Genomic DNA, 13,998 nt, shown 5'->3' with positions numbered 1-13,998 from the left:
AAATGCAAACGAAAAACCAAAAAACACCACACTACACTAATAATCAATCACTTAAACCCAATCAACAAACTTCAAAACCGGTAAAAAAACAAAAAGCCTAAACGAAAATTCATTCAGGCTTTCAGTACATTTATTTTAAACAATCCCATTAATTAATCCTGATTGATAAATTCCAAATGATAATTACCCTGAGCTACCTTAACAATCGTTCTGTAAACATATTCTGCAATCACTCTTTCTCCCTCAATATTAATCAGATCTGCGGTATCTTCTGGCCTATGATATTCGGGGTGTCCTCCCGTATGTAAGCCCATTGCTGAAATACCAGCCTTGTAAAAGGACACATGATCAGAACCTCCTACTTCACCTGCATTGACTACAGGATTCAATCCAAGCTCCAAACCTAGGTCCTTCATTAAATCAACACCTCCAGGAAAAGTCCCCGCTCCTCCCATATAAACTTGTTTATTCGCATTTAAACGCCCCACCATATCCATATTTATCATCAGTTTTACACTTTCCTTAGGAACTGGCAAATGCTCAACAAAATGTTTTGACCCTAACAAGCCTTGCTCCTCGGCTCCAAAAGCTACAAAAATCACACTCCTACTAAGCATAAACCTATTACCGGCCATTTTATGTGCAATTTCCAATAATGCAGACGTTCCACTGGCATTATCATCAGCTCCAGGATGGATTTCATCACTTTCCGGCTTTTTGGAAGAAGGCCCTCCATGACCTAAGTGATCATAATGAGCTCCCACAACAATATATTCATCTTTCAAGATCGGGTCAGTCCCCTCCACATAACCAATTACATTCCATGTTTTTACGGGAGACTTGGGAGATTCACCTTTTCTCACTCGTAATTCGGCTTCAAACTCCTGAAGATAATCACCCTCAAATGCCTGCAAACCATAATTTCCAAATTCAGAACGAATATATTTAACAACTCTCTTATTTCCTTTAGTGCCTGGATATCTCCCCTTGTTTTTAGCAGAGGTAAGAAATTCCAAATGCACTTTGATCTCACTTTCTGTAATTTTAATGTTCTCAACTTGGGCATATCCTATTACGTCAACATAGGTCAAAAAATAAATGCCCAACAATGCGGTTAGCAATATTTTACTCACTTTATTTACCATTTTGATGTTGGATTTACCTTAAATCAAGGCTTTGACTGCCGCAAATGTAGAAAAGTTCTTTTTCATAAACGGCAAAACTAGTTAGGAATTACCATTCCTTTACAAACCTCTACCTCATAAGCCATTAACCATCTACAATTTACATAAACATAAATTATTTTTAAACTACTTTTTATGCATGTCAACAACTTTGCCAAAAAAAACAGGCAGTATTTTTTTTATAATCTAAACCAAAATAGATCTCTTAACTATCAAGCAATAATAACTCTTTGGGATAAAGCGGAAAAGTTGGGGATCATGCTATACTTTTTTTTGTCTTTCACCACCCCACATTAGTTTGATCCACAGATGTTATGACTTTTTCAGGATAAATCTGTGTTTATCTTTTTATCTATGGATAATCATTAACCTCGATCCTATAGCCCTGCTTCAATTCCCCTCCACTAACGAGCTTTTCAGATTAACCCACATTTTTCTTTACAGACTAGCTAAAATCAATGCTTTCCCTCCAAAAAATTGAATCAAGGGGAAAAGCTGGGGAATAACAGTCTATTTTAGCTGTGATATGCGCTATTTATTCAATGCCGTTTATTTATAAAATCTGGACCAGAAAGGGAATTTATGAACAAAAAAGAGGGCTTAACCCAGCTTTGCCCCAGCTTTACCTCAGCTTTGATACAGCTTTGCCCCAGCTTTGGTATTACTTTGGTACTAGTTTGAGGTAAAGTTAGATCAAGCGGAAAAGCTGAGGATTAACAGTCTATTTTAGCTGTGATATGCACTATTTATTAACCACAGACGGATAAAGATGAACACGGATATTTATCTATAATACATCTGTGTTCATCCTTTTACGCAATTGACTGTCTAGGCAGGTCTGTGACTTAAACTCCGCTTAATCTGACAAGGATAGACAAAATTTAAGATTGAAATTATTCACCCCCAGAAATATTGCTTGCCCCCAACTTTTAGGACTGATCCGAAAAAATCCCTTAAATGGCTATAAAAACAAAAAGCCTGACGATAAAGCCAGGCTTTTGTGAACCCTATGGTACAGAATTCGAACCAATTAATAGAAGATTTAAAGCTTCTGGCCGATATGCTGGCTGCTTAATCACTAATGGGGCCTTTCAAAATAACTGATAATGAGGTCTTTATCTGTAATCGGCAAATTTATGACCCCATAATGGCCCGTTTGGCCCCTTTATGACCCCTTTGATCTTCGAGACGGAAAAACATAAGTCGTTCCTTTGCCAGTAGTTCCCTTTCTTTGAATGAATCCTTTGTCCATCAGCTCCTGTAAATCACGGGAAGCTGTCCTTTTTGAGATGTTTTCAAGTTGCTGGTATTCAGCATTATTAATTGAGCCATGCTGTCTGACATACAACAAAGCATTAATCTGTCTGGGAGGAAGGTTTAGTTTTCTAAGATAGTCCTCTGTATAAATATCCTTTAGAAAAGTAACGCTTATCCCGCCTTGCTCTTCCTCAATAATAGGCTCCGGCAACCCTACCTCTTTACAAGCATCAAGGATCTTATTAATTCCACGTCCCCAGGATTCAATATAGCCCGCTTTGAAAAATACATTAGCTATATTCCTATTTCTTGGGTATGAAGAATGTTCCTGCTTCAGCTTGTCAATTGTTAACTCTTCCGGTAAAGTTCCCGGATTCCATAGGTGCAATCGATCATCATAAATACGAAGGAAGATGTAAGTGCTGGAATAGTCTTTATGGATTATGGCATTCAATATGGCTTCCCTTAATGCCGTTTCCGGGTATTCCAAAGGTTCTATACGCTCCAGTCCTTCATAAGAGATTGGTCTGACCAGGTATTTTGTTTTCATGACTTCCATCACCTTGTCAGCCATATCAAAAATATTTGTCTCCACTACATCCTGAAACAAAAGGTCATGACTTGATTTTCCAAATCTTCCGATCTTGAAACTGGCCATCACCGACACTTTGATCAGGCTTTTACCAAACAACAAAACCGCTGCATTCGTCAACTGTCCCTGTTCTGTAAGAAGTCCAAGATTTTTGAACAGTGTTTCTTTACTGATTTTAAGGGTATTAGAAGGGATACGATCTTTCTCTATTGACTTAATGATGAACGTCTGGATACTTTCATCATTAAGGTCACAGAATGTAGCGCCTTCGACGGCCATGTCCTCCCATTTCTTCCCCATTTTACTGAGTAGCAGATTTTGCAAAGCAATTCCTTTTAGTTCTTGCTTGGTATTTCCACTCCGGTAATGATAAACTCCATGATAAGCAATTGGTACATTACTGACGGGGACAATAACTTCAAGATAATTTTTTCCTTCAACCGCATGTACATTTACATCAACAACGAGCCCTAAATGGTTGACGGATTTATTCGGAATATCTTCCATCAACTTTTTGTAATTATCTACACCACTTATATTCCCATTGTCATCAACACCAATATATATGCGTCCACCTTTTGCATTTGCAAAACCACAGATCCATTTCAGGTATTCATCTCTCCATGATTGCTTATATTCGGTGTTTTGAGTTTCTCCACGTTCTTCCATTCTCCATAAACCACTATTTTAAATACAAAACTACCTATAATATGATTCTACATCCTACTCAAAATATGTTGAGGATGCTATCATCAGAAAATTCTTGATCTAAATGCTCACAGATGTCGAAAAGATATTACAAGGACTAGGTTGATAGTCTAATTGATTATATCACTTTACTTCAACTTTCAAAAATGATTTTTTTTTACCTGTTCCGAAATCAATATAAACCTCCCCGTCAGAATTCGTTGTTAGCATTTTTCTAAGTACTAAATTTCCTCTATAATGTATTTTCCAGCCACGAGTAATGGCAGAATACGCTGAATTAGCGCTTGTATCACAAATTGACCCATCCGATACAATAGTAAGCCTCGGATTTGAAAGGCGAACAAAATCATTATGATAAGCAGATTGTCTACCATGATGAGGTGCTATAAGTATATCGCAATCTTTTATAGCCTTCTTAAAATCATCTTTTTTCGTCAATTCTTCAAGCGATTGGGACTCATTATCTCCGGGAATAATCACTTTTATACCTGCGTATTGAAGAATAGATATAATGCTAAGGTTGTTTATGTTCTCAGTCAAAGTCGGTGTACTAAAATGTTTAAAATCTACCCCTCCATAATTTTCAGGATTTGTGATCGTATCAGATGGACCAGCAGGAACAGAAAATCGATTGTGTAATTCAATATATTTTTGAAAAAGAGGCTTATCTGCTACTCTTGCATCTTCAAGGAGACTGTCTAAATCAACTAATTTAGGACGATGCAATGTTCTTGGTCCCAGGTCAAGTTTGTCAAGGTTCAAAATATCCTTTATGTGATCTTTATGAGGATGTGTTATCATCAAATAATCAATCTTATCTATCCCATAATGAGTTTTCAGAGTTTCCAAAGGGCTTCTTCCGTCTATCCCCTCTGAGTAGTCTCCCACACCAAGATCAAATACAAGGTGTTTATCATTAGGAGTTCTTATATAAATGGCATTACCGTGCTTTACATCCCAAACTCTCATTTTTACACTACCCATTGTACCTTAATAATATTTTGTTTTGTACGATTTACCATTAATTAAAAGCAAAATTGCTCATTCTTTTTTGCTAGGAACAAGATTCTATTGCCAAAACATTTGCAACAAATCTCCGCCCTCTATTTTGTGCACCAATGCTTACTACTAAATATTGCAGTATTAATCCAATAAAGTAATATAGGTTAATAGGCCAGCTCCCAATTATTAAAGCGGGTATTCCTAGGAATATCACAAACAGAACGGATAATGAAGTTAAATCTCGTGCCAATAAGAAGTCTCTATGGCTGTTCGCTACTATAATATTAGAACTAGTTTTCTTATAGATTTTATACCATAACTTATTCTGCTGTTTAGGGCTTTTAGGTAAGGAACCATGAATTTCTTTCAATTTGTCCCGGTCAATCCTATGGTCATTTTTGCTTAACTTAGTAAAAGCTTCTGAACCAGGTAACGGATGCTTAAATTTCCAAAAAACCAGAATAGCTTTTTGGTGGCTGGATATAAGTCCATTCAACAAGAATAATAATAAAGGGGCTATTGAGGCACCCAACACTTTAAGTATAAGAACAATATCAAAGTCTTTTGTCAGCTCTTTAAAATATGTGGGAAAAATCATCCCACATAGAAAAAGTATGTTTGCAGAAAGGAACACCCATAATTGTGGAGTGTTCTTTGCCTTAAGGTTTTTTTCTTTTTCCATATAATGATATTGTAGGGTTAAAACACAAATGGGAACAATCCATCTGGAGTGATAATTGACAAGAATACTGGAAGTGGCGGATTTAATTGTATAAACTCAGTTTTATGATTATGCACACTTTCCATATCCTGTTGGCTAAGTGCATTAGGCCCTTCAGGATGAGAGTGCCATTCCCCTATATACCCAATTTGCTCTCCAGAATTATGTTTAAATTTTGTAATTTCTTCAGATAAGCCTTTATGTCCCCTTACAAAATGGATTGGATTTGCTTTACTATCAATAGGTGCACTGATTGAATCTACAACATGAATTGTTTTTGTCTTATAATTACAAATTCCAACAAACACACCTCCTGTCTCATTTTCCCCGCCAATTACACATTCTTCATTTATTTTCTGGATAACTCCATCTTTAAATCGAATCATCCAACTAGGATTGTTTAAAGCTTTAAAAACTTCAAAAGGCATAACAGAGATTACTTGTGTTTCAATATTATAATCCTGACTATCCTCAATACGGCTTAGATAAATTTTGCCTCCCTCTGAAGGGGCTAATATTTCTCTCTTTAGATTACCTGAAAAATAAGAGGCATGGGCAGATATTTTATCGTCGGGGAGAATAGTTGTTTCTGAATTACAGCCGATTCCGACCCGAACAGTGACATTATGGTTGTCACTTATTTGCTGTTCTTTTTGAAGCCAGTTACTGATTTTTTTATCGTGAACAGACAAGCTATATAAATAAGCCTGTAGATCATCAATGCGTGGATTTCTGGATTCCCCTTCTTTATATAGTATCCCTAAGTTCCCAAAATCGGATATGGATGCACTAGCAACATTTCGTTTATCCATGCTTCTTACCATTGACAGCTTATTAAAAAAAGCTTCAGATGCAGTGAAATCTAAAACCCAATTATGAATTTCAAAAAAATCCTTTTTGTCTATTATGCCTTTTTTTAAACCCGCCAAACCAATGACATTGTTAGTTTGATGTGGATATATAGATTTTATTCTTTCCGCTAATGCAACAGCTTTATTTGCACCTTCATCTTCTCCAAATAAAGCATGGCGTACTAAATTATGTGGAGAAATGTGATCAGGATCTATAAGTGTCAAGTTTGTATGACCGGCTCTTGCTAAGTGCATAACTGCCTTCGACCCTAAAGCCCCACATCCAAAAACAACAGTTCTAATATCGAAACCTATATTACAATTAGACATTTGGCTCGCTTGTTTCCGAGTGAGTGGTTGATTGTGAGAAAAGAAATCTATAGATATGTTGTTGACGATTGTTCCATCTTTTACGTCATCAGTATTCACCCAAAAGCGGAAGTTTATAAACTCAATATCTGATGAATATCCTATAAGTGGACGGGGCCTTCTTATACCAACAATTACAGGAAAATGAACAAATGTATTTCCATCACAAGTTGCAATGAAATTCTCCAACTCATTGTAGTCAACTCCATAAAAATCACAGAACGATTTAAACTCTTTCCAATTTCTTGGAAGATTGACATAGTAATCGTTACTGATTGCTCCTTCCTTTCCCCATATTATATAGCCATAATGATAATTTCTTCGAGTGATATCTTCTTGATTTTTTTTGCGTTCCTCATCAACATCTTTGATTGTTTCTAAAGCATTTCCGGAGGTGAGCAGCTTAACTAGCTTGTATGTGCATCGTTCAGTTTGCTTAGGACGATCAAATAAGGCCATAGCAAGGTGTTTATCAGGAAGGAATGTTGTCTTTCCTGTAATTACACCAAGCATTGTATCATAATCATAAATTACCGTTCCGGAATAACCCTCTAGTCTAAGTGGATCAAACTGTTTCCCGTCTTCTGTAAGTTCACCGACAGCGGCATCTCTCAGCCAATTACTGATACGTACCACCAAATCCTCGACTCTTTTGTTCGCATACCATTCATCATTATTACCTCTTACATAGCAGAAGGCTGGGGGACGATTATTGACAGCGATGTATAAATGGGCAAGATTATTTTTGGGAAAATCAAGTCGATCTGTAAAAACCTGGGGGGCGGAAAAAGGATAATTCAACAAATCGAAAACCAAAATAATAGGTTCTACTTCCCTGATATCTAACCCTTCCAAATTACCTAGGCTGGGTAAGTCAACACTAACCTCCATGGGCACAGCAATCCTTCCATTTCCCCAATCCAATATTTTAACCTCGCCTACTATAAGTGCCTCCAGTGATTTTAGAGAATCCTGAAGCTCAAGATTCTCTATATCACCAGCAAAAACCGACAAACTTGTACTAAATAGCTCCATTTCCATATTTCGAAGCGGAGTTAACAACGCCTAATCCGGCACCACCTATCACTTTAGCAGAGCCCTCTGATTGCTTTGGTTTTACAATACCTTGTGACGTAACCTCAAATACTATAGGTTGTGGGATTTTATTCACCACTTTGTAAGTGGTAGTGTTAATAAAATTGCTTTCAGTAACTTTCTTAACGTACTCATGTTTTGCTTCATAATGTGGAGGGTTGTCATCATCATTTACTATCCTTTTGCTTGAAGCAATGACCTTTGCGTTCCTCCTTTTGTAATCGAGCACTTCCATGGAAGTTTTTTTAGGAACAGGGTTTTCCTCCTGAGGTCTGTCATTGAAGAACGACCAAGAGCAATGGTGAGGTGAAAGAAATAGATCCCAATACAACGCATGCTCATTTTTATACTTTTTGGTTTTTTCTAAAATAATGCACCAAGAGGTATGGTCAGAATCTCCTCCGAACATTGCAAGGGTTGAGAATCCCTCTTGATAAGAGGTGTTTTTGAATCTTGCTTGGAAAACGATGCTAGTAGAGTTCTTTTTGTCACTACCAAGAGCTTCAAGATGTTCCTTAAATGGAGCATGTATAAAAATTGAAAACAGAGGTTGATCTCGGTCACTGAAACGTGTAACAATATCTCCTGGTATCGCCCTTAGGTGATTTAAGTCCTTGTAGTCAGCACTTCCGTCATATCCGATAATCTTAATTCTGTTTCCTGGATTATCTTTCCTTGCATCGCCTTTCCTGTGAAGGGCAAGCCTACGTTCAGCCTCTTGTTGGTAAGCATCTTCATCTTCATTCGAATGCTGTTCTGCAATCATTGGCGAGAACCACATGGTATCGACACGGATTAGCCCTTCTTTTTTGTCTGCTTCCGAATATTTTTCTGGCGCTCCTTGGTAGAAATGCTTTTTAAAGCCTCTGCAATGGTCTTGGTCACCATGTGTTAGTATAAAAACATCAACATACGGAATACCATCATTATACTGAACGCTTTTTAATAAATCGGATTTTACATCATAGTTGTCCTCATTATCGCAGTTCCTGATGTTGCAATCAATTATAATTGTAGTTTTGTCCTCCAATGTGATTAGAGACGCGTCTCCATTACCCACTGGGTAATATTTAATAGTAGCATTATTAGCCATTTTCTTTATCCTTTTTATTTAATATTAACTTTTAATTAAATAGCGCCCTCGTCCCATTAATAAAGGACCAGTTCCAGCAGAAATATTAGTAAAGCCGGTGTTTATTGCTATGTGGTCGAGGTTAGAGAAAAGAAAATGATGACAATGCTTGCACAAAAATTAGATTTTCTTACTTTTGTGTTGTTCAAAGGTGTTTGTCATCACCAAACCTCCAACCTTGACAAAGAGTGATATGTTTAAGTACCTTTATATCACACCTAATATTTTTGACCTAGATTTGTCTGATTACCTCTTTCTCAAATATTCCACCTCCTTTTTTAAATCATTAATTGTTTCCGTTAACTCTCTACCGGCTTTTAAATATTCTGTAGGGAATTCATCCTTTAGTTCATCCATCAGTAAGTAATATACTGGCTTTAGCATCGTTTTGAAATCAGGTTTATCTGTACTTTCAAAAATATTTAAAGCCACATTGAGTTCTTTTTTTGCTATTAATAAGAGAAAATAATCCACCAATTCAGATAGTGCTTTTCGAAAATGCCTGTTGTTTTCTTCTTCATCAAAAGATTCAAAAATTTCCTTTGTTCTATTGTTAATGATTCTAATAGACTCTGATACATCTCCATTCCATAAGATTATTTTTGCATATAATAAATCATATTGAATGTTATTAGTATCTTTTCCATACTTTTCTAATAGTTTTTTTGCAAAAAGCTTTTTGTCTATTCTTTTTGAATCATAGATACCTTCTACCCAACATCCTACAATTGAGGAATCGCCTAATTCTATAGCTTTTTCAAACATTTTATCAGCAGCCTCATAGTCTTCCATCATATTATAGAGATGACCAAGATGGTGCGCCGATTCAGCATCGTCATTCAGTAAACCTTTCTTAAAAATTTCAATCGCTTGCTCAATATTTTTCTTTCTTATAAAAAGTTTACCAAGCTCACCGTATCCGTCAATTAATCCTTTCTTGATAGCTATTTTAAATTGCTCCTCTGCTTTTTTAAAGTTTGGTCTTTTTTGCATCAGATAAAATCTACCCATATTGATATTGGCGTCTTCTTCATTAGATGCAACTGCAGCTTGCAGTGCGAGCTCTGTCTCTTTTCTCTTCTTCTGTTCTGTAAAAACTTTAGCTAAGACAGTATTAGCTCCTTCAATTTTAGCATTTACAGCTTCTTTTAAGTACTTTTCCGCATTTTCAAGTTGGCCTATCTTGAGATAGATTTCTCCCAAAGACTTTAAAGATTGCTTAAAATTTTTTAGAGCAGCTTGTTTATGATATTCTATAGCGATTGTAAAATCTTCTTTATCTCTGTAGATATCTCCCAGTCTATTAGCAGCATAAGGATGTGGTTGAGGCAATTGCAAGCTTTTCTTATAAAATTGAATTGCTTTTTCTATGTCCCCAAAATAAAGCTCATACAATAAACCCATTGAAGTTGCAGCAAATGAATTTTTATTATCTAATTGCCAGGCTGCTTTTGCATATTCTAAAGCTTTATCTTGCTCTCGAAGCATCAAATAGATAGAGGTAGCCAACATGTAGAAATCAATATTTCTAGCTTCTACTTCTTCAAGACGTTTCTCGGCTTCATCTATCTTTCCTTCATTTACAAGCTTCTTGATTTTATCCAAGGCATCTTTCTGTTTTGTTTTTGTATTCTTCAAAAGCCTATCTGGAAGTATTGAATTTGTAGTTTTAATCAATTCTTCCTTTAAAGAGTCAGAAACATTTTCACATGATAAGAAAGTATTCCCCATATCAATAGCTGCAATGGCATCATACTTACCGGCTTTAAGGTTGTTGATATGCTTTTTTAACCTTTTAGTTAATTCACTCTCGTCACACCAAGCATCAAAAAAACGAACCAACCATATTACGTTTTCCTTATCATGCTTTCTTCCAAACCTCATCAGGTACCATATATTCATAAACCTTTCTTTAATCCGGTACAAATGATTTTTTGTTGAGGTCGGCACTTTCTCAACCTGTTGGTTTTTTTCTAAATACGATAGGATTGATGAAATATTTTTGCTTTCTAATCTCGTCCGTCTTGCGATTTCTTTCACTGATATTGCATCCCATTTTCTGGCTATGGCATCAATCACCTTTTGTTGCTGGGTTGATAACTGATCCAACTCCGATTTGTATAGTAATGTTAAAGTATCTATCAGAAGGTAGAGATCTTTAATAGCTTTGCCATTCTCATTGTCTAGGAAAATCTGGAAAAGATATGATATGGTTCTCGGCACACCACCGGTTAACCTTCTTAAAGCTTCCACTCTACCAGGAAAATTGTTGATCACTTCTCTAATTTGCTGCTCTTCTCCATACTGCTGCCCAATTTTAATCAATAGATTTCCACATTCTTCTTTAGTTAAGCCATCTAATTGTACAACTTCGAAAAATTTGTAAAAAGTATTTCCGAAATCAATAGTTCCATCGTTATAAGAAGTAGATGATCCGATTACTCGGAATGGCGAGTTAGATGTTAGAATTTTTTTTAATCGGTTTTTTTCGTCCTCGGAAAGCTTCTTCAGAAAAAAGTTTACATTTTCTATAAAAAGAATAGCTATCTTATTTTTTGAAACCAAAAAATCCTGTAGGAATTCGAAGGATTCTTTCTCATGCCCCCTATTTGATTCAATTATATCATCTATTTTTGCAACTAAGTTTTCTTTATAAAAATTGTCTTCAATCCCTACTGCTACGGCCTCCCATAAATTGGTTAAATCGGACAAATTATACTGCTCTTCTGAAAACAGAATTGGCAAATAGCGATTGGAGAGGGCTTCTTCGTCTAATATAGCATAGTTTAAGCGGTGCATTAAAGTTGTTTTACCTGCTCCTCTTAGGCCAATTATGATTGTATTTTGGACATCATTAATTGACTTTGCTTCTTTTAGCAAAGCTTTCGTGTGACTAAACTCATTGGTTCTTACCACGAATCCATCCACAATCGCGGACTTTGATTTGCTTCCAGTATTATTCCTTAAAAATATATCTTGCTGAGCTTCCATTCTTGTTAACGATAAAATTCTCGTCAAAGATACAAACGATTTTTTTATCGTCAAACATTTGGCGATTTTTTTATCGCTAAATGAATCCTGTTTCCTTATCAAGCTTTTTTTATGATCAAATGGCTCAGCCCCGGATCATTCAATAGCCGTTCCATTTCCGATTGGATAATATCCTGGATATCCTGTTTGATTTGCAGGTAGTTCCGTTGCACCATACTCGTATCCAGCTTACGGACAACTTCAATGTCCTGGTAGTTTTGCTCTTCCTTCTTTAAAGCCTGGTGATCGTTGATGATCTCACAATGGAAGGCTTTCAAGTCGATCCTGCAATCGGGATTATCGGCCACCATACCCACAAATTCACCGGAACTTAACCCTGATATCTTTGAAGGCGGTATGGCTGCTTCCAATTGTTTGGATCGGCTGATCGAAGTATCTCCACTGTTAATGGAATAGCTCTCCCTGTCCTGCATAATTTTCCCAAAACGCTCTGATAGCTGTTTAGCCGTATCACCTGTCACCTGGCCGCTAATGATATTCCCGGTAATATTCATGATAACATCGGCCTGCTCACGTCCATAATCTTTACGGAGTTGACTGAAATCCTGAACACCTAGACAGGTAGAAACTTTATTGCTGCGGGCAGTAGCGATCAGGCTGTCCATATTGTTCAGGTAAATGGTCGGAAACTCATCAAAAATGAGGCTGCTCTTTAATTTCCCTTTTTTGTTTACCAGCTTTATCAGCCGATTTACATAAAGCGATAACACGGCTCCATAGATCTGTATCTTTTGCGGGTTGTTTCCCACGCACACTATTTTGGGATCATCCGAATTGTTGATGTCCAGATTGAAATCGTTACCGGATAGCACATAGTATAATTGTGGAGATGAAAGCCTTGCCATCGCCACTTTTGCCGCAGCGATCTGGCCTTCCAATTGTTCCATCACATCGTTCAGATAAGCATTGACAAAAGGATTGATCAGCACTTCAATTTCCTTTTCGGTACGTAATAGGGTGAACAGGCTATCATAATCCACCTGCATCAGTTCAATGACGTGCGGGAGGGTGCAAAACTCTCCGTCCTTGTATTTTTTTAAATACCAGATAACTGCTGTCAGAAAGTTGATCGGGGACTCTACAAAGAAGTCTCCCTGACGTTTGATCCACTCCCGGTTTAACCCCATCAAAATGGTACGGGCACTCTCGGCAGCATCGGTAATGTCTGTCATAGCTGATGGTTCCAGGGGATTGCACTGGTGGCTCCGGGTCAGGTCATCGAAATTGATCACATAAAAGGCCGGTGGTTTCGCATACCCATGCTTGTTTTTCAGCCAAGTGTTATAGGCTATTTTAGAAAGGTCGTCAAATTTAAAGTCGTACACGAACATGGTAAATCCCTTTCGGATATGTTGGGTGATCACATGACGTATAACGAAGTAGGATTTTCCCGAACCAGGCGTTCCCAATACCATAATTGCCCGGAACGGATTAATGATGTTGACCCAACTGTTTCTCCGCTTATCCTTTAATTGATATCGGGCAGGAAGATTGACAGAATACTCGTTTTCCAGCAATCGTTCCTCCTGGGGGAAGGTCTCATTTTCTTTATTGAAAATATCCTTGTTGTTGAGCTTGTTCCTGATGATCCGGGAAAGCAAGGTGCCACCCGTCAACACCAGCAGAAAGCCAATTCCTGTGAGTGCCATATACAGGATAGCTATCGTCAGCATAGGTGTGTTCAACTTCATACACAAATAGCTGATAAAATAAATGAGCAGTCCCGTGATCAGGTAGGCAAAGGCCGTTTTGTGGTTCAGTTTTTCATTCTTTTTCCCTTTGGCTCCCAAAAGGGAAATACACAAAAAACCAAGAGCAATCAGCTTGGATTTATGAAAATTGCTGAACAATCCTGTTTTATAGATATTGCCTAATATACGGTCGCTAAAAGTGCTGCTCAATCCCCATACTTCAAATGCGCTGTAACAGTAATAATAGAAGTGGATGATTAAAATGGTAATGCTGATCAGCCTTGTCATATCCAAAATCTTCCTCAGCGCCTGTTCATTCTCTCCGGTATGCATTGCCATAGCTTT

Annotated in this window: 8 protein-coding genes; all 8 read right to left on the bottom strand. The window is 37.1% G+C overall.

Annotated features, from left to right (window positions below):
* Positions 1-152 precede the first annotated feature (152 nt).
* Positions 153-1,145, bottom strand: a complete 993-nt coding sequence (locus KZP23_RS09610; RefSeq protein ID WP_226336026.1) for a M20/M25/M40 family metallo-hydrolase — start codon at positions 1,143-1,145, stop codon at positions 153-155.
* A 1,204-nt stretch (positions 1,146-2,349) separates the two neighbouring features.
* Entirely contained in the window at positions 2,350-3,702 is a 1,353-nt protein-coding gene (locus KZP23_RS09605; protein WP_226336025.1) for an ATP-binding protein, read from the bottom strand.
* A 162-nt stretch (positions 3,703-3,864) separates the two neighbouring features.
* On the bottom strand, positions 3,865-4,725 hold the full coding sequence (locus KZP23_RS09600) for a ComEC/Rec2 family competence protein (protein ID WP_226336024.1): 861 nt from the start codon (positions 4,723-4,725) through the stop codon (positions 3,865-3,867).
* A 70-nt stretch (positions 4,726-4,795) separates the two neighbouring features.
* Entirely contained in the window at positions 4,796-5,425 is a 630-nt protein-coding gene (locus KZP23_RS09595) for a hypothetical protein (RefSeq protein ID WP_226336023.1), read from the bottom strand.
* 17 nt (positions 5,426-5,442) lie between these two features.
* Complete coding sequence (locus KZP23_RS09590; RefSeq protein ID WP_226336022.1) at positions 5,443-7,725, bottom strand: ThiF family adenylyltransferase; 2,283 nt, start codon at positions 7,723-7,725, stop codon at positions 5,443-5,445.
* Positions 7,706-8,872, bottom strand: a complete 1,167-nt coding sequence (locus KZP23_RS09585; RefSeq protein ID WP_226336021.1) for a ComEC/Rec2 family competence protein — start codon at positions 8,870-8,872, stop codon at positions 7,706-7,708. The genes KZP23_RS09590 and KZP23_RS09585 overlap by 20 nt, the downstream gene beginning before the upstream one ends.
* A gap of 285 nt (positions 8,873-9,157) precedes the next feature.
* Positions 9,158-12,004: a tetratricopeptide repeat protein gene (locus KZP23_RS09580; RefSeq protein WP_226336020.1), complete on the bottom strand. Its 2,847-nt coding sequence runs from the start codon at positions 12,002-12,004 to the stop codon at positions 9,158-9,160.
* Positions 12,001-13,992: a conjugal transfer protein MobC gene (mobC, locus tag KZP23_RS09575; protein ID WP_449506048.1), complete on the bottom strand. Its 1,992-nt coding sequence runs from the start codon at positions 13,990-13,992 to the stop codon at positions 12,001-12,003. The genes KZP23_RS09580 and mobC overlap by 4 nt, the downstream gene beginning before the upstream one ends.
* Between the last annotated feature and the right edge of the window lie 6 nt (positions 13,993-13,998).

This window comes from Echinicola marina (genome assembly GCF_020463795.1).
Classification (GTDB): Bacteria; Bacteroidota; Bacteroidia; order Cytophagales; family Cyclobacteriaceae; genus Echinicola; species Echinicola marina.
This window is presented reverse-complemented; position numbering and strand designations above follow the sequence as displayed.

What these genes read in the sequence shown, in the direction of transcription:
- mobC (WP_449506048.1), bottom strand. Translation starts at nt 13,992, where the DNA reads ATGGCAATGCATACCGGAGAGAATGAACAGGCGCTGAGGAAGATTTTG.
- KZP23_RS09605 (WP_226336025.1), bottom strand. Translation starts at nt 3,702, where the DNA reads ATGGAAGAACGTGGAGAAACTCAAAACACCGAATATAAGCAATCATGG.
- KZP23_RS09610 (WP_226336026.1), bottom strand. Translation starts at nt 1,145, where the DNA reads ATGGTAAATAAAGTGAGTAAAATATTGCTAACCGCATTGTTGGGCATT.
- KZP23_RS09590 (WP_226336022.1), bottom strand. Translation starts at nt 7,725, where the DNA reads ATGGAAATGGAGCTATTTAGTACAAGTTTGTCGGTTTTTGCTGGTGAT.
- KZP23_RS09600 (WP_226336024.1), bottom strand. Translation starts at nt 4,725, where the DNA reads ATGGGTAGTGTAAAAATGAGAGTTTGGGATGTAAAGCACGGTAATGCC.
- KZP23_RS09585 (WP_226336021.1), bottom strand. Translation starts at nt 8,872, where the DNA reads ATGGCTAATAATGCTACTATTAAATATTACCCAGTGGGTAATGGAGAC.
- KZP23_RS09595 (WP_226336023.1), bottom strand. Translation starts at nt 5,425, where the DNA reads ATGGAAAAAGAAAAAAACCTTAAGGCAAAGAACACTCCACAATTATGG.